This window comes from Methanosarcina sp. 2.H.A.1B.4, from assembly GCF_000979385.1.
GTDB lineage: Archaea > Halobacteriota > Methanosarcinia > Methanosarcinales > Methanosarcinaceae > Methanosarcina.
Genome location: NZ_JJOV01000002.1, coordinates 23,895 through 46,605, shown reverse-complemented (window position 1 = coordinate 46,605; position 22,711 = coordinate 23,895). Strand labels below are relative to the sequence as shown.

Annotated in this window: 21 protein-coding genes; 13 read left to right on the top strand and 8 right to left on the bottom strand. The window is 42.2% G+C overall.

The genetic code is table 11. The features are described from left to right. The first annotated feature begins 49 nt into the window (after window positions 1-49). Window positions 50-1,246 carry an aldo/keto reductase gene (locus EO92_RS00320; protein ID WP_048168747.1) on the top strand — a complete coding sequence of 399 codons (1,197 nt, stop codon included), beginning with the start codon at window positions 50-52 and terminating at the stop codon, window positions 1,244-1,246. Window positions 1,247-1,952: 706 nt separating this feature from the next. After that, window positions 1,953-4,085, top strand: coding sequence for a PAS domain S-box protein (locus EO92_RS00315; protein ID WP_052734227.1), 2,133 nt, complete (start codon window positions 1,953-1,955; stop codon window positions 4,083-4,085). 82 nt (window positions 4,086-4,167) lie between these two features. Here EO92_RS00315 and EO92_RS00310 read toward each other — a convergent pair whose 3' ends face one another. After that, complete coding sequence (locus EO92_RS00310) at window positions 4,168-4,734, bottom strand: flavin reductase family protein (RefSeq protein ID WP_048133701.1); 567 nt, start codon at window positions 4,732-4,734, stop codon at window positions 4,168-4,170. 195 nt (window positions 4,735-4,929) lie between these two features. On the opposite strand from EO92_RS00310, the gene EO92_RS17345 reads away from it, so the two are divergent. From EO92_RS17345 to EO92_RS00290, 6 genes are all read left to right on the top strand, one after another. Beyond that, window positions 4,930-5,133: a hypothetical protein gene (locus EO92_RS17345; protein ID WP_156165679.1), complete on the top strand. Its 204-nt coding sequence runs from the start codon at window positions 4,930-4,932 to the stop codon at window positions 5,131-5,133. A gap of 141 nt (window positions 5,134-5,274) precedes the next feature. Further along, window positions 5,275-5,427: a hypothetical protein gene (locus EO92_RS17340; RefSeq protein ID WP_156165678.1), complete on the top strand. Its 153-nt coding sequence runs from the start codon at window positions 5,275-5,277 to the stop codon at window positions 5,425-5,427. Window positions 5,428-5,749: 322 nt separating this feature from the next. Next, entirely contained in the window at window positions 5,750-6,280 is a 531-nt protein-coding gene (locus EO92_RS00305; RefSeq protein ID WP_052734226.1) for an Ig-like domain-containing protein, read from the top strand. A 391-nt stretch (window positions 6,281-6,671) separates the two neighbouring features. Beyond that, on the top strand, window positions 6,672-8,180 hold the full coding sequence (locus tag EO92_RS00300; RefSeq protein ID WP_048168655.1) for a serine--tRNA ligase: 1,509 nt from the start codon (window positions 6,672-6,674) through the stop codon (window positions 8,178-8,180). A gap of 427 nt (window positions 8,181-8,607) precedes the next feature. Beyond that, window positions 8,608-9,222 carry a 30S ribosomal protein S3ae gene (locus EO92_RS00295; RefSeq protein ID WP_048133703.1) on the top strand — a complete coding sequence of 205 codons (615 nt, stop codon included), beginning with the start codon at window positions 8,608-8,610 and terminating at the stop codon, window positions 9,220-9,222. Between the two features lie 341 nt (window positions 9,223-9,563). After that, window positions 9,564-10,154 carry a hypothetical protein gene (locus tag EO92_RS00290; protein ID WP_048168654.1) on the top strand — a complete coding sequence of 197 codons (591 nt, stop codon included), beginning with the start codon at window positions 9,564-9,566 and terminating at the stop codon, window positions 10,152-10,154. Between the two features lie 62 nt (window positions 10,155-10,216). Here the strand turns inward: EO92_RS00290 and EO92_RS00285 are convergent, their stop codons facing one another. Next, window positions 10,217-10,486, bottom strand: a complete 270-nt coding sequence (locus EO92_RS00285) for a hypothetical protein (RefSeq protein WP_156161172.1) — start codon at window positions 10,484-10,486, stop codon at window positions 10,217-10,219. Between the two features lie 61 nt (window positions 10,487-10,547). Here EO92_RS00285 and EO92_RS00280 point away from each other — a divergent pair, with 61 nt between their 5' ends. After that, a complete protein-coding gene (locus EO92_RS00280; protein WP_048168653.1) occupies window positions 10,548-10,733 on the top strand; it encodes a hypothetical protein in 186 nt (61 codons plus the stop codon). A gap of 37 nt (window positions 10,734-10,770) precedes the next feature. Here EO92_RS00280 and EO92_RS00275 read toward each other — a convergent pair whose 3' ends face one another. Together EO92_RS00275 and EO92_RS00270 are read right to left on the bottom strand one after the other, a co-directional pair. After that, window positions 10,771-11,028 carry a type II toxin-antitoxin system RelE/ParE family toxin gene (locus EO92_RS00275; protein WP_048133706.1) on the bottom strand — a complete coding sequence of 86 codons (258 nt, stop codon included), beginning with the start codon at window positions 11,026-11,028 and terminating at the stop codon, window positions 10,771-10,773. A gap of 1 nt (window position 11,029) precedes the next feature. Continuing rightward, a complete protein-coding gene (locus tag EO92_RS00270) occupies window positions 11,030-11,230 on the bottom strand; it encodes a hypothetical protein (RefSeq protein WP_048133707.1) in 201 nt (66 codons plus the stop codon). 338 nt (window positions 11,231-11,568) lie between these two features. Here EO92_RS00270 and EO92_RS00265 point away from each other — a divergent pair, with 338 nt between their 5' ends. Beyond that, window positions 11,569-12,207, top strand: coding sequence for a MarC family protein (locus EO92_RS00265; protein ID WP_048168652.1), 639 nt, complete (start codon window positions 11,569-11,571; stop codon window positions 12,205-12,207). Between the two features lie 102 nt (window positions 12,208-12,309). Here EO92_RS00265 and EO92_RS00260 read toward each other — a convergent pair whose 3' ends face one another. The 4 genes from EO92_RS00260 to EO92_RS00245 form a co-directional block, all read right to left on the bottom strand. After that, window positions 12,310-13,581, bottom strand: a complete 1,272-nt coding sequence (locus EO92_RS00260; protein ID WP_048162487.1) for a helix-turn-helix domain-containing protein — start codon at window positions 13,579-13,581, stop codon at window positions 12,310-12,312. A gap of 824 nt (window positions 13,582-14,405) precedes the next feature. Further along, window positions 14,406-14,537 (bottom strand): hypothetical protein, encoded by a 132-nt coding sequence (locus tag EO92_RS18705; RefSeq protein ID WP_255350313.1) that lies wholly within the window; start codon window positions 14,535-14,537, stop codon window positions 14,406-14,408. A 339-nt stretch (window positions 14,538-14,876) separates the two neighbouring features. Then, window positions 14,877-17,294 carry a phosphoenolpyruvate synthase gene (ppsA, locus tag EO92_RS00250; RefSeq protein WP_048168651.1) on the bottom strand — a complete coding sequence of 806 codons (2,418 nt, stop codon included), beginning with the start codon at window positions 17,292-17,294 and terminating at the stop codon, window positions 14,877-14,879. Window positions 17,295-17,680: 386 nt separating this feature from the next. Then, window positions 17,681-18,154, bottom strand: a complete 474-nt coding sequence (locus EO92_RS00245) for a nucleoside deaminase (RefSeq protein ID WP_048168650.1) — start codon at window positions 18,152-18,154, stop codon at window positions 17,681-17,683. 185 nt (window positions 18,155-18,339) lie between these two features. On the opposite strand from EO92_RS00245, the gene EO92_RS00240 reads away from it, so the two are divergent. The 3 genes from EO92_RS00240 to EO92_RS00230 all read left to right on the top strand — a co-directional run bounded on the left by EO92_RS00240 (window position 18,340) and on the right by EO92_RS00230 (window position 22,689). Further along, window positions 18,340-18,612 (top strand): DUF5661 family protein, encoded by a 273-nt coding sequence (locus EO92_RS00240; RefSeq protein ID WP_048133712.1) that lies wholly within the window; start codon window positions 18,340-18,342, stop codon window positions 18,610-18,612. 700 nt (window positions 18,613-19,312) lie between these two features. Beyond that, window positions 19,313-21,613 (top strand): PAS domain S-box protein, encoded by a 2,301-nt coding sequence (locus EO92_RS00235; RefSeq protein WP_048133713.1) that lies wholly within the window; start codon window positions 19,313-19,315, stop codon window positions 21,611-21,613. A 308-nt stretch (window positions 21,614-21,921) separates the two neighbouring features. Beyond that, window positions 21,922-22,689 carry a GTPase gene (locus EO92_RS00230; RefSeq protein ID WP_048168649.1) on the top strand — a complete coding sequence of 256 codons (768 nt, stop codon included), beginning with the start codon at window positions 21,922-21,924 and terminating at the stop codon, window positions 22,687-22,689. The last annotated feature ends 22 nt before the right edge of the window (window positions 22,690-22,711 follow it).

The following is a 22,711-nucleotide window of genomic DNA, read 5'->3' as shown; positions in this document are numbered from 1 at the left end:
AGAAACCCTTTAAAATCAGGGAAACAACTTAAAACAGAAGGTAATGGAAATGCTGTACAGAGAAATGCCGGAGAATGGAGACGAACTTTCGATACTCGGGTTCGGATGCATGCGTCTTCCTCTCAAAGAAGGAAAAATAGACGAAGAAAGAGCCAGACAGCAGGTGCGCTATGCAATCGACAACGGAGTAAACTACATAGACACAGCATGGCCGTACCACCTGGGGGAAAGTGAGCCTTTCGTGGGGAGAGCTCTTGCTGACGGCTACCGGGAAAAGGTCAAACTCGCAACAAAACTTCCCTCCTGGACCGTGAAAAGCCACGAAGATATGGACAGGATACTCAATGCCCAGCTTGAGAGGCTCAGGACAGAACATATAGATTATTACCTTGTGCACGGGCTTGTGGGGGCTTTGTGGGACAAAATGGAAAAGCTCGATGTTTTGAGTTTCCTTGATAAAGCCAAAGCTGACGGGCGAATTATTAATGCAGGTTTTTCCTTCCACGGATCAGTTGATGATTTCAGGCGGATTGTGGACGCATATCCCTGGACTTTCTGCCAGATCCAGTATAATTTCCTGGATGAAAAAAATCAGGCAGGTACTGAAGGACTTGAATATGCAGCTTCAAAGGGGCTGGGCGTAATTGTAATGGAGCCCCTGCGTGGGGGTAAACTGACAAATCCCATACCTCCGGCAGTACAGGATCTCTGGGACGAAGCATCCGTAAAACGCACACCAGCAGAATGGTCGCTTCGCTGGATCTGGAACCATCCCGAAGTTACGGTTGTGCTTTCAGGCATGAACGAAGAGTCTCATATTGAAGAAAACCTGAAAATTGCAGATGAAGCCTCTCCGGATTCCCTGACAGAGGACGAACTTCAGCTCGTAAAAAGAGTGGAACAGAAATACAGGGAACTCATGAAAACGGGTTGCACGGGCTGCAGGTACTGCACACCCTGTCCTTCAGGAGTGGACATTCCTGCCTGTTTTGAAATTTACGATAACTTTTACCTTTCAGGGAATGAAAAAGAAGCAAAACTCATGTATGCAGCAAAACCCGGCGGAATAATAAGAGGCGACGTTCCGGGATATGCTTCCCAATGCGTGCAGTGCGGAGAGTGCGTTGAAAAATGCCCGCAGCATCTGGATATATCGTCCCTGCTCAAAGCCGTTACAGAAGAATTTGAGGGAAAAGACTTCAAGGGATGGAGAGTTATGGCGAAAAAAGCGTTTGGAAAGGAGTAACGGTTATATTGCCATAATGATTAACGAACTTTTGATGTAAATCCATAAATAAAAATCGATACAGATGGATGATTGGAGTAATAAATTAAATATTAGCAGATTTCTGTACCTGATGTAAATATGAGCTTTTGCCATTTTCTTTAAAATTACTTTAAAAGCTAAAAAAGATCTATAAATGCTTATTTACCTTAAAAATTACATCTAAAGTCTTTTAAAAAAACACTACTCCAAGAATTGTTGTGTATAATTGCGCTAAAACATATACTAAATAAGACTTTTAGTAAAAAATTCATAATATTATTTTAATTTTAACTTACAAATTGATAAGTATATTATTTTTCAGAAAATATTAAAAATCTATAAGCCAATTATTCAAATCTTTAAGGAATAAAATGAGATTTAACCAGAAAAAATGGAATAATATATATTTATATTGACTATAAGTTGATTAAACATACATTTTTGACAAAATAAGACTGAAAATTGAATATTATTGAAAAATAAGTAATTTTAAAGAAAATGGCAAAAGTTCATCTGTATAGATAAAATTTTATCCTCGGAGTGTCTTATTAAATATATCTACAAAGTTAGGGGGTCAACTATCAAAATTTATCTTTACATCGGATTTAGAAAGAATACATTCTGAATTTTTCACCCATTTTTTAATATGAACAAATGAGATGAAGACCTTATCCTTGAGTACAGGATGTTAACAAATTCAGGAAACGCCCGCTGGATCAATAAGAGAATTCTAATACTGCCTGAAAAGGATGGGATTATCATGAGCTATTCAAGTACAGTTTTTGATATTAATAACAGAATAAAGTCAAAGGGATCAATCAGGCACAAGCTGGCGATCGAGGAAGTATTACTCGAGATTTCTAACATGTTCATCGTTCCTGTTAACCTTGAAAGAGATATAAATGTTGCACTCGAAAAGATTGGTCTTCTCTGTGGGGCTGGCAGGAGTTACATTTTCCTTGTTCGAGAAAATGGAACCACAGTGGACAACACGCATGAATGGTGTGCTGAAGGGGTGGAGCCTCAGAAAAACAACCTTCAAAATATTCCTTGCGATGTATTTCCCCGATGGTCGGAAAAACTTTCTAATGATGGAATAATCCACATAACCAATGTTTCGGCTCTGCCTCCAGAAGCAGCAGTAGAGAAAGAGATGCTTGGAAGTCAGGGAATCAAATCTCTTATTGTTTTACCTCTATATGTAAGTGGAAAGCTTGCCGGCTTCATGGGAATGGACAATGTGATTAATACCGGGAGCTGGGGAAAAGACGATGTATCAATACTCAGAATAGCTGTAAACCTGATAGGTATGGGGATACAGCGCAAGAGGGCTGAAAAAGCAATACACGCAGGGGAAGAAATCTACAGGTCCATGTTTCTGAATGCTGCCAACCTGATTACTCTTGTGGACAAAAAAGGGATTATTGTTGATTGCAATTCCCGGGTAGAAGAGCTTCTGGGCTACAGGCAGGATGAGCTCATAGGACATCCCATAAACAGCGTCATATTTTCAGATTACCTGAAAAAGCTTCAGGAATCTTTAGAAGAGATAGAAAACAGGGGTTTTTCCTTCAACAAAGAGTACAGGATGGTTCAAAAAAACGGGAAGCCTGTTGATGTCAATGTCAATTCCTCGGGCTTAAAAGATGAAAATGGGAACCATGTTCAGACTATTTACATAATAGAAGACATAACTGAACGCAAAAAAACAGAGAAGATGTTAAAGGAAAGTGAAAACAGATACCGTTCTCTGTTTCAAAATAACGGTGCTGTAACACTGCTGATCGATCCGGATACGGGAGATATACTTGATGCAAACCCGGCTGCCTGTTCTTACTACGGATACGCCAGCGAGAAAATGCTCAGCCTGAATATTGCCGATATCAGTATACTTCCTAAAAAACAAATATCTGAAGAATTGGAACAGGCAAAGTCAAGGGACATAAATCATTCCTTTTTTACTCACCGCTTAGCAAACGGAGTGTTACGTGATGTTGAGAAATACAGTTATCCTATTTTGATAGATGGGAAAAAACTCCTGTATGCAACCATTTCGGATATCTCAGATAATAAAAAAATGCAGAATGAGCTTGTTAGAGCTAAAATGGAAGCTGAAGTTGCTAATCAAACAAAAAGCGAATTTCTGGCCAACATGAGCCACGAATTGAGGACACCCCTGAATTCTATCATAGGTTTCTCAGATATGCTGCTTACTCAAAACTTCGGCCCGCTTAACGAAAAGCAACTGAGATATGTTAGCAATATCTCCGTGAGCGGAGGCCATCTCCTGAAGTTGATCAATGATGTACTGGACCTCTCAAAGGTTGAAGCCGGGAAGATGGAACTTAACGTAGAGAAGTTTTCCATATCCAGTTCAGTCTCTGAAGTTAAGACTTTATTGACACCTCTGGCATCAAAGAAAAGTATCCAGATCCTGAGCATGGTTGATGAAAAGCTAACGACCATAAGGGCTGATAGAACGAAGTTCAAGCAGATCTTATACAACCTGGTGGATAATGCTATCAAGTTCACACCCGCAGGTGGGCACGTTATTGTTGATGCCAGGGTTTGGGAAGATGGAGCAAAAATTACTATCAAAGATACAGGCGTTGGAATCTCCGAAGAGGAAACCCGGAAGGTCTTTCAGCCATTTACACAGCTTGAGAACTCTGAACTCGGAAAACAGGTTGGGACGGGACTTGGACTTTCTCTTGTCAAGAAATTTGTGGAGATGCATGCAGGTCGAATCTGGGTTGAAAGCGAGTTTGGAGAAGGCAGCAAATTCATTTTTACCATACCCCTCAACTCAAATAATTAATCAAAGGATAGATTTTCTGTCCTGCTGAGTTTTTATGAATGTTTTTTTCTGTTCTATTTTGTTTTATTCACCATTTACGGTTTCAGGCCTTTTTTCCTATCGAAAAAGCTTTTCCAAGGTTACACCCTATGCCGTAATAGCTTCTATTTCCTGTCCCGTATATAAGAGGCCTGATTTTCTCAATATCGGGATTTCCGTTTTCATCAAGCACGGATTCTTCTGCCTTGATATCCACAATCTCTCCTACAAACAAAGTATGAAGCCCTATCTCAAGGCTGTGGAGAAGTTTACACTCGAGGATAACCGGAAATTCTGCTATATATGGAGCAGGTACAAGCTCACTCCTTATTGGGGTCAGACAGGCTGCTTCAAACTTATTCTCATCTCTTCCGCTTGTGATGCCGAAGTAATCAGCTTCCTTTATATTATCCTCTGATGGGATGTTTACAGTAAACGCCTTATTTTCCATGATACCGGCATAGCTGTAAGTTGCTTTTCTTAAGGACACGCTGATACATGGAGGGTTCGAACAGCAGATCCCTGCCCAGGCTACAGTCATGGCATTTGGCTTTTCATTCATGTCGTAGGTGCCGACAACCCAGGCAGGTGTCGGAAATGCGAGTGTCTTTGCTCCGATTGATTGTTTCATGGCTAAATCTTCTTTTTGATAATACAAAAAGGTTTTTCGAGCTGGATTGAAAGGCATCCGTTTTGCTCTTTTTTCCGGTTATTCTTCCGATTTCTTTTGTCATCAATAGCAGTCAATAATGGCAATCAGTTTATTTAACCGGTTTATTTAGCGGCAAATATATATATTGCGGCCAATATAATCAGTGGTGCATATTTGAAAGAAACACGTCATTCAAATTCAAAACTAGAGGGGGATTTCCTGTTTTGCTCAGGATTGGTGAACATTCATTTTTCCAGTGAACATCGATTCTTCAGCCAGGAGAAAACCGGGGGAGATAAGAGTACAGGTGAATACAAATTTGAAGCTGCTGCAAATTGTCATTTGAAGTATTTGCCACTGCTGCAAATTGTCATTTGAAGTATTTGCCACTGCTGCAATAAAATACCGTTGTAAAGATTTCTCTTAATCAGGGTAGATTAAGGCTGAATAAGTAAAAAAAAGTAGCATATTAAAGGGGGTATCAAACTGACGAAGAAATATATTCTTGGTGGTCTGTTAATGGGGTCAGCCGCCGGAGTTGCTGCGGGTGTGGTTGCCGGGGTTACGATGAAGTATACTTATGATAAATATATTCAGGAGCAACTGCATAAACAATTAAAATCCATTTTCGATGAAGTATCCAGAAGACATCAGAAATGCCTCATTATATAATAATAAGTATTCCGAAAGAAACACTCTATTCAAATTCAAAACTAACTGGAATTTTCTGTCCTGTTCTGGATTGATAAACACGGCTTTGTCCGGTGAACATCTATTTTCCGGTTAGGACAAAACCAGGGGGAGATAAGAATGCCAGGTTTAAAGGGTTGCTGCAAATTGTCATTAGGAGCAATTGCCATTGCTGCAATAATATATACAATTACAAAGGCTCCTCTAAAGGGTAGAGGTAAGATTAAGGTTGAATAAGTAAAAAAAGTAGCATATTAAAGGGGGTATAAAACTGACGAGGAAACATATACTTGGTGGTCTGTTAATGGGGTCAGCCGCCGGAGCTGCTGCGGGTGTGGTTGCCGGAGTTGCTGCGGGTGTGGTTGCCGGAGTTACGATGAAGTATACTTACGATAAATATATTCATGAGCAACAAGTGCACAAAAAACTCAAATCCATTCCCTTAAAGGTGTTTAAACGCGGCCCGTTTCCTGTTACAGTGAAATCTGTTTATCCGGATCGTCAAACCTTTTCTCATAACCTGAAATCCCCGATCTGGATCGAATTCGATGCACCTATAGACAGTTCTACTGTCACGAAAGATACGGTAATAGTCAAAAGCTCAGTATCCGACGAGCCTGTTGAAGGTTTCCTTGATGCAGGTAATAGGATTCTGATGTTCCGGCCGTATGGGAAATATCCTGTAGAAAATGGTGGAGCCAAAGTCTCTATTACATTGATAGGAACCGATACCGGATCGGGAGCTATCACCGATACAAAAGGTGTTCTCCTTGATGGAGATAAGGACGGAAAAGCCGGTGGAGATTTCGAATACAAGTTCAGTATTATGAGGTGACAAAACATCCTCTGAAAAACTCTTCTAACTTTTTTTAGTTTTTTTAGGAGCAATAATTCAGGATATATCCATAAAACCTGTGAACACCAACTACAGAATAGAGAGATTTTATGTCTCCTCTTCAAATTGAGTTGAAAGTCAGAGCTTTCCATTCAATTTGAAGAAGATACATAATTTCAAAAAATTTTACTAAATGCCTGTGCAGTTAACAGTTTTTTATAAAAGCTAACTATTTAAATAGTTAGTCAGTTTCTTATTTAGATAAAAAGAGCAGGCAGGTTACAGGCATCTATATCTAATTTTATATCCGAAATAGAGGTTTGAAGTTCTGCTGACATTCTTTTTAGATTCACAATCACACTATCCAGTATAATTAAAAGAGGCTCAAACCTTGGAATTACAATTCAAACTCAAAGCTTATTTTAAAACAGGTGCAGACCCTGCTCCCGCAAAGGAGGCTGTGACTGCACTTTTTGAAGAGGCAAACAATACTCTTCTTACCAGAGGGGCACCTGAAGGACAGGGAGCAAAAATTACTGAATGGAAGCTCGGGGAAGATAGGATAGAGCTTGTGCTCGAGTCCGGAAGGTATGTCAGAGTACATGATGCTGTTCTGAGGCTGAAGAAAGTGCTTGTCGAGGCGCTTGGAAAGAGGTACAGGATAGGGATCAGGGGGATTGAGGTCGAATCTTTTATCATTCAGGTGCCGGCTGAGCGGGAACTCAGGATGCTGAAGGTCCCCTATATTAAGAGCATGGAAAATATCGAAGGCGGGATCGTACTCGAGCTTGAAGTGGGGGAGGCTGAGATGAAGAACAGGGTTCCGGACCGAATCCTGACCCTGCTCGAGGAAAAAATCGATGCTGCCCGGTACGGAGCAAAGGCTGAACACTGGAACCTGATCTGGCAGAGAGAGCCTATGGAGCACTCCTTCAAGGAAGACCCGACTCAGGCTATGATGAAGGAAGGCTGGCTCAAGAGAGGAGCAAGCCGCGGGCAGTGGATCCATGGGCCTCAGTCCACAAAAGTGTTCCGGACCTTTGAAAAAATTGTATTTGAAGAACTCCTTGAGCCCCTGGGGTACAGGGAAATGATTTTTCCGAAACTGGTTCCCTGGGAAGTCTGGATGAAGTCCGGGCATGCCAAGGGTGTCTACCCTGAGATCTATTATGTCTGCCCTCCGAAGACAAGGGACCCTGAGTACTGGGAAGATGTCGCAGACTACTACAAGGTCACCCATGAGGTCCCGACGAAGCTCATTAAAGAAAAGATCGGGGAACCCATAGGCGGCATGTGTTACGCTCAGTGCCCTCCTTTCTGGATGTATGTTACAGGCGAAACTCTTCCTAATGACGGGATTCCTGTAAAAGTCTTTGACAGGTCGGGGACCTCGCACAGGTACGAAAGCGGTGGGATCCACGGGATTGAAAGGGTAGATGAATTCCACAGGATAGAAATCGTCTGGATCGGGACAAAGGAAGAGGTAATAAAGTGCGCAGAAGAGCTGCATGAGCGCTACATGCACATCTTCAATGAGATCCTGGACATCGAATGGAGAAAAGCAAAGGTTACTCCCTGGTTCATGGCACAGGAAGGGCTGCTCGGGCTTGCCGAAGGGAACGTTGTAGGAACGACTGACTACGAAGCCTGCCTGCCTTACCGCGGGGAGAACGGCGAATGGCTCGAGTTCCAGAACGTAAGCATCAACGGGGATAAGTATCCCAAAGGCTTCAATGTAAAGCTGCAGTCCGGAGAAGAACTCTGGTCCGGGTGCTCAGGTGTAGGGCTTGAAAGGTGGGCTGCGGTTTTCCTGGCCCAGAAAGGTCTTGACCCTGAGAGCTGGCCTGAAGAGTTCAGGAAGAGAGTCGGTGAGCTGCCGGAAGGCATCCGCTTCCTCTAAACTTTTTTTTCTTTCCCCCTGATGCAAATAACAGGACAGAAAGCGTTTCTGACCGATTTATTTATATATGGAAATGATATGTATAGTGAGCCATTAACTAGTTAGTATCCGTTAATTTCTGAGGATTTCTGGCCGATTTCCGGTCACACTTTTGACTATAAGGAGCCTGTGGCTGTCGGCAGATGGGATGGGGCCCGAGTCCGGAAACGCCAAGAGGCTCAGAGATTTTTGATATATGCAAAGACAAGGTACTGAAAGAGCAAACCTGCGGCAGTGTAAAACCTGTGCAGAAACGCCTGAAAACCTTTCACATTCATTGATTATGGAAAAGCTCACTTGAGCATCCGGAAGACAAAAACCTGAGATTGCCTGAGGGCATCAGGACAAAATCAAACTACACATAACGAGTATACTTCGGAGGAATTACGTGGCAAGAAAGAAAGTACAAAGAAAGCTTGACGGATGGAAATCCAAGGAATGGTACAATATTGAAGCCCCGGTTTACTTAAACAGGGCTATTGTCGGAAACACAATGGCAGGAGATCCTTCTCTGCTCTTAGGCCGCAATGTTGAGACTACAGTTGGGGAACTCACCAACGACATGAGCAAAAACAACACAAAGGTCATCCTCAGGATCAACAATGTCGTCGGAGACATTGCAACTACCGATCTCATGGGCCACGAACTCACAACCGACTACATCCGCTCAATCGTTAAGAGGCAGACTTCCAGGATCGACGCCAATGTCGATGTCAAAACCAAAGACGGCTACGTTATCCGCGTAAAGCCAACCTGCTTCACCATCAAGAGAGCACGCTCAAGCCAGATTAAAGCCATCAGGGAAATGATGGTCGAGATCGTCAAAAAGCGAGCCTCTGAATCCGATTTCGAGACCTTCATGCAGGAAGCAATCCTTGGCAGGCTCTCAGCAACCATTTACAGGCAGGCCAAGTTCATCTACCCTCTCCGCAGAGTAGAGATCAGAAAGACCGAAGTCGAAAAAATGCCCGCAGCAGCTGCACCTGCACCTGCAGCAGCATAATTATTTTCAAAAGATATCTCTGCCGCAATTGCGGCAGAGCCTTTTTTGACCTTACAAATACTTTTTTTGTGATCTGATAAATACTTTTTTTATGACTTTCATACTGATGAAGGTACCATTGAGTTAGCCTTTAAAATAGCTATTAAAGGATGATTAACGAGGCATCGAAATCCTCTCAGGTCTTTGTCCTCCCAGGTTTTTGAAAACATTAATAATGTAATTGTGGGCGGCCATAATTTTTCACTTCATAACAAAGAGAGCTTCGACTTTTCTCTTTAGCCCGGGAAAAATAACGTAAACCACAAACAATTTTTTATATTTCAAAATCCGATTTATCCACCATGGCTACCTTCTGGTCGGTATCCCACACCCTTGGAACAAAAGAGAAGGTTTTTTCCTGGTGGATAGATAGCCGAGGAAATATTTTTATAAAAAGGAAGTTCAGGAACGGCTGTTTCCCCCGGATCGATAAAATTAGTTGCAGTCACCTGGACAAACTTCAGGGGTTTATGCAGGACAGGGAATGGAAATACCTGGCAAACGACGCCGCAAAGCTGTATATGGGGACTGAAAAGGACGGTATAGGCAAATTCCTGTACAGGCTCAGGCCAGAAGTTCCGTATGCCCAGCTCTCAAGCCAGTTAGCAGCTATTTTTTATCACTCTGAAGTCTGGGAATGGAACGAGCAAAAAAGGGGCATGAAGTTTCTGCTGCTCCCCGGAAACTGGCAGGAGAAGACAGCGCATTATTACAGGAATTCGCTGGCTCTGAAAAATGAAGGCACTTTTATAGATGAATTTTCAGAAAGTGGTTCGAAAGTAGAACAGGGACAGGAACAGGAAGAATTGCAAGAAACATTGAACGAATCACTGCCAGAAGAAGCAGTCCCTAAAATAGAGCAGACAAAACTTTCGACCTTTTTCGGATTTTAAGGAAAAAATAGGAAAGAAATGATCGAAGAATGTGGCTTTTAAACTATTCTGGAAGCCCGGATTCAGGCAGTTTCAATTTCCATTTCGATGCCGCCAAACTTCTTTGCGACAAAATTATAAATGACGCCAATAAGAAACCCTCCTATTCCTCCCGCAATTCCATAAAAGAGAACAACACCTATAATCACAAGTATACTTTCAGTAAGACCAATAGGTCCCTCTGCGCTTATCATAAGAAGAATGAACGGCGAAAAAACAACTGCAAGAATCAGATACATAAGACCGAAAACTTTTGCCATAGATGTACTATTTAAAGATTTGATACGCACCATTCATGACCACCTACTTAATTATTTAGAATAGTTTTTCTTCTATAAAGGCTTATTCTGTTAGATGGCTGAAACAGGCGGCTTTTTTCAGGGATCCGGCTACAGGAAAGTTTCAACAGAGAAAGCCAGAAAAGCCAGAAAAGCCAGAAAAGCCAGAAAAGCCAGAAAAACCAGAAAAACCAGAAAAGCCAGAAAAGCCAGAAAAGCCAGAAAAGCCAGAAAAATCAGTAGAGTAGAAAAAGGCAGATAGAAGAAGAAATTGCCATTAAAAACCCTTAACCATCAATTCAATGGTACATACGAGTTAAAGGCTCGATTGTTATAACTACAAGGGTTAGTTTTTCGTAATCTACTCTATAAAGAAGCCTTAGATGCCTGGACCGAAACCGGAATAAATTTTCCTGGCTTTCGATTATTCTTTTTGCGCCCAGGGGAACGGGATCAAAAGCAAGCTCTTCAAGGGTTTCCCTGACCCTGGAGTGCGTACTCTCATCTGCCTTCATCATAAAATCCTGTGCCGGGATATCAAAAAAAACTTCGAACATTTCAGATCCTCGTTTTTTCAAGCTTTTTTAACGGTACAAGCCTTCCTCTTGCCTCATTTTCAAAACTTCTGAAAACAAGCTCTTTTTCTTCTGCGGTGAGCAGGGCATCTATATCGACCATATGCTCCTTAATTTCGGCAAGCTGTTTCTTTATGAAATTAAGCTCTTCAAAGATTTTTCTATCGATTTTTTCCCCGGTCATCAGAACCACTGCCTTTGGTTATATAGCTTGTAAACCGTTATCCACTATTCAATGTTTGGAAGCAGCATCAAAGAGTTATCTCATAATATAGAGCGTCTCCTGACAAAGAGTTATCTTCTTACTTCCTCATCAAAGTATCGTGAAATAAAACTCTCTGGAAAACTTTAAATTCAGGATATCCAGATTATTCAGAGTGTCCAGATTATATTGATTGAACTTTTAGATTTCAATTTAAAAAATCGAATACAAAAAACCTGGCAAACTCAAAAGGTAAATATTATAAGAATAACAAAATTGTACATAAAACCTGGAGATCTGTAAAGGGGCAGGAGAAAAAAATGGTAACTGGAAACCTCGGGTTTTTCATCTATGTATTCTCATCCATCTTTGTGGTTGTAAGCCCTATCAGCGGAGTTGTAACTTTTATCTCCCTGACGAGCAAGATGACCCGCAAGGAAAAAAATGAAATCGCAAAAAAAGCAGTGGTGCTCGCGTGCGTAATCGCCCTCTTTTTTGCAATTACCGGAAGCGTGATACTTAAATTATTCAGCATCAGTGTGGACTCACTAAGGGTTGCGGGAGGACTCCTGCTTTTCAGTATAGCATTTGACATGATGCATGCAAAGGTCTCAAGGGAGAGCATTACTGAAGAAGAAATTACTCAGTCCCAGGAACGGGAAGATATCTGGGTATTTCCGATCGGCCTTCCGCTCCTGACAGGTCCGGGTACTATCAGCACAGTAATTGTCCTTATGGGAGTGGCAGATGGCGTTCAACAAAAAGCAATCGTTCTCATATCTATTATATTTGCATTCATAATCTGCCTGTTTGTCTTCCTTTTCTCGAGGAGGCTCCACAAGTTTATAGGATATAATGGAATGCTGGTCTTTACAAGGCTCATGGGGCTTTTGCTTGCGGCTCTTGCAGTGGACCTGACTGCCACGGGAATAATAAACATATTCGGGCCAGTAATTTGAAACCTTCAGGTTTGAGAGTTCAAAACTCTTGAACCTTCAAATTTTTAACACATGCCGGGTAATCAGACAGGATTATCAGACAGGATTATCAGACAGGGTTGGTTAACCCTGTTTTCCGTTATACTGCCTATTCACGTACTCGATCAGTTTACTGCCTGTGAGCCTTTCGCTTGAGGGGCCTATGCGGATATAAAACTCTTCGTCATTTTTATCAGGATTGAGGAAAACAGCCTTATCACTTTTTCTGCAGTCGATTTCCAGGATGTTTTTACCGCTTACAGGCACAAGGGCGTACTCTATCATGGGAGCGTAGTTAAGGCCGATATGCTGCTTTATGAGCTGTTTGAAATGCAGGAGGAACTTATCCTCATTCGGAAAGCCGTCGTTTTTGATTCCCAGAACCTCCCCGCTGTTGGAGACGCCAACAAGAAGTATTCCGCCGTCAGTGTTCAGGTACGCGACTATCGTCTTCAGTACTGCATGTTCTATATTCCAGTCAGGCTTTCCACTAAGAAGGTTCATTCGCAGCGTGGACTTGAACTCAAGCTTCTTGCTCTCCCCTCGACGGATCAGCTCCAGAATGTAGTCCGAATCATTTGCAAGCTTCACCGCCTCCCGGATAAGTTCGAGCTTCTTGCGGATATGGGTTATACTCTTGGGATAGGTTGAAAGCCTGCATTCGAACACACTTAGCTGGGAAATAAGTTCCTTTGTGAGAGCTTTGATTTTAAGGACCTCAAGCTGGACCTGCAGGTCAGGGAGATAGAGTTTGCTATGTGTAAGAGAATCAAGATCCACATTCGGAAAAGATGATATTCCGGGAAGAAGAGGAACAGCCGTACCTGAAAGTAAAGAAGTGTTCTCCCCTGTTTCCGTACACATATTTTCAACCGAAACTTTGCCTTTAAATGTGATTTCATTTGCCGCCAGAGAGGTGATTATTCCTGAAAATCCCGATTCTCCTGATAAATAAGCATCTCCGGCAGCTTCATGCAGGGCAGAAACCTCAGAGAGTGCCATAGCCGGCTCTTCAGGTTCCCGGGTTTCAGGTCTCAGGATAAAGCCCCTCGTCTCCCAGGCCTTCCGGATCTTCAGGCCGAGAGGATTGTTGAAAAAGTCTGCAAGGTATTCCGAACTTGCTTTCTCAGGGTTAAGGACAAGCTGAATGTAAGCCTGAAAATCGTTTCCAGTCCCGGAAAGAGAACTGACGGCCTTCAGTTCTTCATAAATGGGGAGATAGAGTGAGTTTTCTTCTCCGGTAAAGCCGTACTCCAGGCCCGGGTCAGGAGAATTGACCTTTAGCATAAGGTCAGAGAGGCTTGTCGGCTTCAGGCCATACTGACTGCATAATGAATCTATTTCTTTTTCGACCATGCGGATCAAACAGAAAGGGTTTCTAGTATTAAAGCTGTTTTAAAGCTGTTTTCAGGTTTATGCAATTGTTGAGGTTAATGTTGCATATTGAATTCTAAAACTCATATACCTTTTTCTGTTCAAGTTACTTAAAATTTTATTTTCCTGTTGGAAACCCGATAAACTGGAAGGAAAAGGTTCCAAAATAAAAAGTAAAATAAAAAGAAAGAATAGAAAAAACCGTATCTGATTACATGGTTGGTATTCTGGAATCTGAGTTGCCAGTACATATAGTTTTTTTGTTTTTTATTTACTATATGCAGGCGGGCTCAAGCGGTGCACGGTATTCGGAAAGAAAGAAATCCATATCCCATTTCAGGTTTTTTGGAATAATGCCAGCCAGAAACCCCGGGAATGCCCGGAAAAATAAAAAATAATTCAAAAACAGGTGCCTGGCCCGAAATTCATAAAACCTCAACAGGAAACCCGTTAAATCTTTAGATTTAGCGGGTAGTTGACATCGCTAGTTGGTCAGAGCCAGGCTTGCCTTAGACATGTTTTAAGATTCCCAGTTCAGATATTAACCATCTCGATACTATTTTCGGCTTCTGGAACGTTAATATCAGTTTAGCTTTAGTACAGTTCTTGAAAATCAGTTATCTGAATATCGCTTTAAATGTTAGCTATTTCCTGGACTGCGGATTGAGTGGATGCACTGACCGATGTAACTGAGGACGTACACCCACATTTTCTGCAGTAGTAAAAATTATTTGAGCCAATTATCTGTTTTTTAAGAGGTGTGTCACATCTGACACATTTTGAAGGGAAGTCAAACATATCTCTACTCACTCCATAATCATTAGCGGTTCAAGCCTTGCGGTTTCTTTTCTTGTCCAGTACCCGCACACAGTACAATATTGGAACCCTCTGAAAAGATCGTTTTCAAGTTTGGAATGGCACTCCGGACATCTTTTCAAAAAAAATATATTCTCCGGCTCTTTTTTATCCCCTGTAATTTGTGTTTTGGTTATTTTCTGCATAATTAATTGCTTCCTTTGTATTTTTTACACCCAATATGAATATTTACTGCATTGTGTATATAGATTTACCTGCATTAACTTATTTTTAATGCAGGTATGACATATTCTGCAAATATCTACAGTTCCCAACCGGCGGGGATTGCCCTGGATAATCATAAATCACCATTTATGGATAGCCACTGATCGATAGCTGTTGATAACCGACCTCTGGCAATTGTCGGCTGAAAATTTGGCCAACTTCATAATAAGTAAGTCGGCAGATTCCCGGGTCGTTTTTCAATGCCTTCCGAGCTCCTTTTCAGTTTTAAGAACCTGAAGGGTGATTTTCATAACAGAGTCCGGATTAAGGGAAATAGAATCGATCCCCTCTTTTACCAGGAATTCTGCAATCTCAGGGAAATCACTCGGAGCCTGCCCGCAGATCCCGCTGTGCCTTCCATTCCGTTTTGCTCCCTGCACTGCCATTGACATTATTTTCATAACTCCCGGGTCCCGCTCATCGAATTCCGCGGCAAGCAGTTCGGAGTCACGGTCAACTCCAAGGGTCAGCTGGGTCAGGTCGTTTGAGCCTATAGAAAAGCCGTCAAAGACTTCGCTGAACTCGTCGACAAGCAGGACGTTATTGGGGATTTCGCACATAACATAGACCTGAAGTCCGTTTTCTCCACGCCTGAGCCCGTTTTTCTCCATCTCGGCAATGACTTTCTTCGCTTCCTCAATGGTCCGGCAAAAAGGGATCATAAGAATAAGGTTCGTAAGCCCCATTTCATCCCTGACCTTTTTCATAGCCCTGCACTCAAGGGCAAAACCTTCCCTGTAGCGCTCATCAAAGTAACGGGAAGCCCCCCTGAATCCTATCATGGGATTGTTTTCTTCCATTTCAAAATAGCTGCCCCCAACAAGGCTTGCATATTCGTTGGTCTTGAAGTCGCTCATCCTGACCACAACAGGCTTCGGGTAAAAAGCCGCAGTAATCAACCCGACGCCTCTGGCAAGCTGCTCGACAAAATAATCTTCTTTTTTCTCATATCCCCGTATCAGTTTTTCGATCTCCCGGAGTTCTCCCGGGTCTTTGACCTTTTCCGGATGCACAAGGGCCATAGGATGGACTTTGATATAGCTTGTAATAATGAACTCGAGCCTTGCAAGCCCGATCCCGTCATTGGGAATCATGGAAAACGCAAAAGCGCTTTCAGGGTTTCCAAGGTTCATCATAATCTCGGTTTTGGGGCGTTCCAGGTCTTTGAGGCTAAGGGTGTCTTTATGGAAGGGAAGGATACCTGCGTATACAAGCCCATCTTCTCCCTCGGCACAGCTAACAGTAATTTCCCTGCCTGTTTCGAGGACTTCAGTCGCGTTTCCAGCCCCGACAACCGCAGGGATTCCGAGTTCCCGACTGACAATAGCCGCATGGCAGGTCCGTCCCCCTTTGTTTGTGACAATAGCGGCTGCGGTTTTCATAATTGGTTCCCAGTCAGGAGTGGTTGTGTCCGCAATCAGGATCTCTCCGGGTTTGAAAGAGGGCAGGTACGAAACATCAGGGATCACACGGACCTTTCCGGAAGCGATCTTATCCCCCACGCTCCTGCCTTTTGCAAGGACTTCGGATTTTTCTTCAAGGACATAGGTTTCCAGCATATCCTTTTCTCTCTGGGACTGGACGGTTTCGGGCCTTGCCTGTACTATGAAGAGTTCTCCTGTTATGCCGTCCTTTGCCCACTCGATGTCCATGGGCCTGGATTCCCTGTACTTGTTAGAATAATGGTCTTCAATATCGATTGCATATCCGGCAAGCTTGAGCACCTCTTCGTCATTAATACAGAAGCGCAACCTTTCAGCCTCAGGAACCTCCACGTTCCGGGTGAGCACTTTGGAATCTCCCCTGCCGTAGATCATCTTGATTTCTTTGCTTCCTATCTTCTTCTGGATGATCGGCTTGTATCCTTCCTTGAAAGTCGGTTTGAAGACGTAGAACTCATCGGGATTGACCTGCCCCTGAACGATATTCTCTCCAAGCCCGTATGTGCCTGTAATAAAGACCACGTCTCTGAATCCTGTTTCCGTGTCAAGGGTAAAAATAACCCCGCTGGAAGCCAGATCCGACCTGACCATTTTCATGATTCCTATGGAAAGGGCTACCTTGAAGTGGTCGAAATTGTTGGTTACACGGTAGGAAATGGCCCTGTCCGTAAAGAGTGAGGCAAAACAGCGCGTGCAGGCATCCCGAAGCCCGGGATAGCCCCTGATGTTGAGGTAAGTCTCCTGCTGCCCTGCAAAAGAAGCAGTTGGCAGGTCTTCAGCCGTTGCCGAACTCCGCACAGCTACATCCGTATCTTCTCCATACTGCTCGCAGAGGCGGTCATAGGCATCTTTGATTTCCCCCCAGAGGTCATCCGGAATTCCGGCTCCAAGGATCAGGTCCCTTGCAATCTTCCCCCTTTTTGCAAGGTCTGCAACATCCGCAGTATCAAGCCCTTCCATTGTCTTTTTGAGCTTTTCGAGAATTTCTCCGGCTTTCAGGGTATGCCAGTAAGCTTCAGAAGTGACTGAAAAGCCATTTGGAATCCTCACACCTTTCGAAGTAAGTTCCCTGTACATTTCCCCAAGGGAAGCATTCTTCCCGCCCACCAGCGGGACGTCCTCGATCGTGGTCTCTTCAAACCAGCGGATGTACTTGCTTTTGTTTGCAGGCATATTTCCCGAATTCCCCTCATAAGATTTTGTCTGAACTAAATATGAGTTAAATAGTACTGTAACAAATTTAAATTTTAATGACGCTGTGGAAAAGTTACCAAAAAGCGCAAAGTGCAAACGCCAGAACAGAAACTTTCCCGGATTGAATTCAAAGCCCCATATTAATTATGCTCTAATGAAAGAAATCAGTTCGCCTACATAGAATCAATTATTCCAAAGTATTCGCGTAAAATGAAAAACCAGAAAAGCTAATGTTTAGACGAGGTGTTCTATTTATAAATTTTACTGTAGAGTTCAAAAAGAAAGGTTGAGTCCGGTTGTTGTGTTCAGGCCGGCTCAGTATTTCACCTTATACTCGGGTTCAGTATTCCACCTTATTCTCGGGTTCAGTATTCCACCTTATTCTCAGATTCTTCCCACGCCCCAAAAGCTTCAAGAGCCTCTTCCCTGAGGAGTTGTCGGAATTCTATTTTTCGTTCCCTGAGGGGGCGTGAAATTTCCTCGTATATGAAGGAGTCGTCAAAGCCGATATTTTCGGCATCAGACCTTGTGTTGGCAAAAAAAACTCTATCTATCCTTGCCCAGTAAATGGCTCCAAGGCACATGGGGCAGGGCTCACAGGAAGCGTAGATCTCACAGCCGCTGAGGTCAAAGGTATTCAGTTTCCGGGCTGCCTCTCTGATGGCACTGATCTCTGCATGGGCGGTCGGATCGTTAAGTACGGTGACCTGATTGCAGCTTTCAGAAACTATTTTCCCATTTTTCGTTATCACGGCCCCAAACGGTCCTCCTCCTCTTTTTACACTTTCGAGGGAAAGTTCAATGGCGCGTCTCATAAACAAAAGATCTTTTTCTGACATGTGTCACTCCCTCCTTTATATTTTCATATAGATGATAAATATAAGGATAGGACATACTCTTTAATGACAGAACATGCCTTTTCACTAAAGGATAAAACCTTCCTGTAAAAGGACAAATAAAAACGGACATTTTGCAGGACAACCCTTAAGTACACAAACATATCAAACCATTACCCGGAGTGATAATGTTGACAACCACAAATTTTTCCGCTGAAGAAGCAAAGGCAGTTGGGGAACAACTGGGAATTAAATGGGATAAGTTCGATGTCGACCAGTTCCGCAGAGGCATGGACGTAGAGCTGGAACATGGAACCATAGACCCCGCAACAAACGTTACTAACGACGACCCCATAATGACAGGAAAGATTGCTCTGGCTCATCTTAACGAGTTTCCGGACTATTATGACAGGCTGGAAGAAATGGAAGAAGAAGCTGAGGAATTCTGGGAAAAAAACTGAACACTGAGCTTTAAAAAACACAATTTTATTTTTTATTTTACATTTAATTTTAGTCTGAATTTTACTTACACCTTCTTTTGTGCTCCCTGGTTAATTGGTTGGTATGATTCCGAAATGACCTTTTGTTGTATCTCCTGTTAACCTTCTTTCCACGTGCTGCGCCCTGCTTGAGCCCGCTTGCGTACAGTAGATAAAAACAAAAGCATTAGGCAGTCTGGAAACCTGATGCCAAATATCAACCTTGTAGCCAGGGATGACCATTTTTTAATTCACCTTAAATCTCTTCTAACCTCTAACACTTTTTACCCATTTCAGTTTCAATCAAGCCTTTAAGCCTCAATTAAGCCTGAGCTCATATATACTCTTGCAAACCAGTTTAACTGAAAAGAAAAATTGTGTAAACTCAACTGTATAAATGTGATACATTTTTTATCCAGTGGTGGGCGCTTTTTTAATGTGATTCCTGGCGAATCATTCATGCAATCCTGAGGAAGATCAACACTATTAAAAGTAATTTCACGGCAATACTCTCTGATTATGTACTGAAGAACACTCAAAAATTAGAAAATTTTTTCCTGGAAAAATATGTTATAATCTGAAACTTTTCCATTTTATTTGAGAAAAGAAATTATATAAGTTGAAATCATACAGATAGTTGATCTATATAATATTTTTTATTTAGTCGCATAAACCATGAAAAATGGTACTCAAGATGATAGAATTGGACGCCTCCGATAAACCAAAAGTTCTCATAATTGATGACGAAAGGGATCAGGTAGAATTACTATGTTTACAGCTCGAAGATGAATATCTTCCTATCCCTGCATATACCGGAAAAGAAGCTATTGAACTTGTAAAAGCTGAACTTCCGGATTTGATTTTATTAGACCTGATGCTGCCTGAAAGTGACGGGTATGAGATATGCAGCATACTCAAAAGTGATCCCGGCTCCAGGTTCATACCCATAATTATAATTTCCGGGTTTTTTGAGAAGCCGAACAAAATAAAAGCAACTCAATGCGGAGCTGACGATTTCATTCATAAGCCAATAGATAGATTTGAGCTTAAAACAAGGATAAAGTCTTTAATTAGAATAAAAAAGAATTATGAAGCTCTTCAGGAAAGTGAGAACAGATATAAACAACTTTTTAACAACAGCCCGGCTGTCACGCTTCTAGTAAACCCGCTCAGTTATCGTATTGTCGATGCAAACGATCCTGCATGCGCTTACTACGGGTACACTTATGAAGAGATAACTGCAAAAAAAATCACTGACATTGATTCCTTCTCTCTGGAAAGAAATAGAGAAATTAGCCAGCAGGTTTTTTCCGAAAAGAAAGGCCATTTCTATTCCTGCCATAAACTCTCCAGTGGAGAAATAAAGCATGTAGAGGTGTATGTCAATACAATCAAAGTTAAAGAGAAGGAACTTCTTTTAATAAATATCTATGATATCACTTCCAGCAAGAAGGCAGAAAGGGAACTTGCGGCATCCGAAGAAAAATTCAAACAGGTTGTGGAACTCTCAATTGACGGCGTATTCATAGAATCAAATAGTGGAAAAATTGTTGACTGTAATGATGCCGCCTGCAAAATTTTCGGGTATGATAAAGAGGAGATCCTGAAGCTGGATGTAACTGATCTTCTTCCTGAGAACTTTTCCAGAAACCTTAAAAATATACTAATCAGTAAAGAAACCACAGGGAATAAAGCAGTCGAGAGGATTAACAAAAGAAAGGACGGCACATTCTTTCCAGCCGAAATTACAACCAGAAGACTCAAACTGGGCAATGAAGAAAAGCTGATAGTGTATGTCCGGGATATTACAGAACGTAAAAAAGCTGAAAAGGCATTGAAAGCAAGTGAAGAGAACTTCCGCACTCTTGCCAATAATACTCTCGATGGTATTCTGATACTTGATTTTGAAGGCAGGCTCATAGCTGCAAACGCTGCTGTTGGAAAAATGTTTGATCTGGAGCTCGAAGAGGTAAAAGGTAAGAGCATTGCAAAATACCTTGCTCCCGAATCATTACCGATTGCAATTGAAGACCAGATAAATGTTCTCAATGATAAGGGAGGCTACCTCAGTGTTTACAAAGCAATCTCTTCCAGGGGAGAGCCTTTCTGGATTGAAGGTCTTGGTACAAAAATAATCTACCGGGATCAGCCGGCAATTGTTGTGGTTATAAGGGATATAACCGTTAGAAAAATAGCAGAAGAGGCTCTAATAAATGCAAAAACAGCTGCTGAAGTAGCAAACCGCACAAAAAGTGAGTTTTTGACCAACATGAGTCACGAACTGAAGACTCCTTTGAACTCTGTAATCGGGTTTTCTGACCTTCTTAATGAAGGAATTGCAGGGCCCCTTAACGAAAAGCAATCCCGGTATGTTCAGTTCATTTCTTTAAGCGGAAAAAACCTCCTCAACATCATCAACGACATACTCGAGTTATCAAAAGCAGAAGCAGGAAATGAAGAACTCAATATAGAAAAATTTTCGGTTGATGAATCTATCAATAAAATTATCTCGAAGACGATGCCGCAGGCTCAGGAGGCAAATATCAAATTAAATTATAATTCCGAAAATCGGAGATTATGGATCTCTGCCGATGAAGGTAAGTTCCAGCAGATTATGATCAACTTATTAAGTAATGCTATAAAGTTCACGCCTGCAGGCGGTTCAATTGATGTAATCTCAAAACAGGAAAACGACCTTGCAATTATTACCGTCAGAGATACTGGAATCGGAATCTCGGAAGATAGCCTTGACAAAATTTATAATCCATTTATCCAGATTGATTCTTCTCTAAGCCGCACTTTCGAAGGTACTGGACTGGGGCTCACCCTCGTTAAAAAGTATGTTGAAATGCACGGCGGCAATATATATGTGGAAAGTAAAATCGGAGAAGGTTCATCTTTTAGATTTGAACTGCCGGTAACCCGACAGAGGACAGCTGAACCCGTTCCAAAGGTATTAGAGAGCCAAAAAATCAATAGCTGAAAATCTGTAGCTGAGAAATCATTATCTTAGAAACCATTAGCTGAGAAATCATTATCTTAGAAACCATTAGCTGAGAAATCATTATCTTAGAAACCATTAGCTGAAAAATCATTATCTTAGAAACCATTGCATGGATTTTGCCGAGTGTATCGGTTACTGCTGACTGCCCTTTTTTAATGTTTTGTATTTATTCTGCTCCTCAAGTCACAGGTTATGGAAACAAAAGTTTCCCATTTGAATATATCCTTAATTGAAGATGTCCTTAATTTGAAGATATCCTTATATCCTTATTCCTCATAGCACAACCGATGGCAAGCTACAAAGTCCTGGTAAGGGATGTTATAAAAAAAGCTGATGTCCTTCTTGAAGTCATAGACGCCCGGTTTCCGGAAGAGACCCGAAACAGTGAAGTTGAAAAGGATATTATCCGTTTAAAGAAACCTTTCATAATAGTCATCAATAAGTGCGACCTCGTATCAAAAGAGAAACTTGATAAAACCAAATCCCGCCTCTCCAAAATTGCCCCTACGGTTTTTATATCCAGCAAGGACAGGTCCGGGACAACCATGTTAAGGCACCAGATACTTGCATCCGCCTGCAATATAAAAGAGCGTGATATCCTTGTCGGCACCCTCGGTTATCCTAATGTAGGCAAGTCCTCCGTAATTAACGGCGTTACCGGCAGGCATAGGGCGAGCACCTCCCCCATATCCGGCCACACAAAAGGAGTGCAGCATGTGGGTGCAGGTTCACGTATCATGTTTATTGATACCCCGGGAGTCATCCCCTTCGATGAAAACGATGAATATGTACAGGGCCTGCTAGGGATAAAGGATGTAACTCACCTGCGGGATCCACTCGGCGTTGCCCTTAAGATAATAGAAAAAATGCTTGCCGAAAACAAAACTGCCCTTGAGTCCTGTTACAATATCACAATCGAAGCCCAGACCGGTTCTTCCGTACTTGAACTGATAGGCAAGCAGTGCAATTTCCTGCAAAAGAAAGGCGAGGTGGATGAAATGAGGACAGCTGCCAAAATAATCAATGACTGGCAAACCGGGCAGCTCCTGATCTGAAAATATTGATGACGCTCCTGAG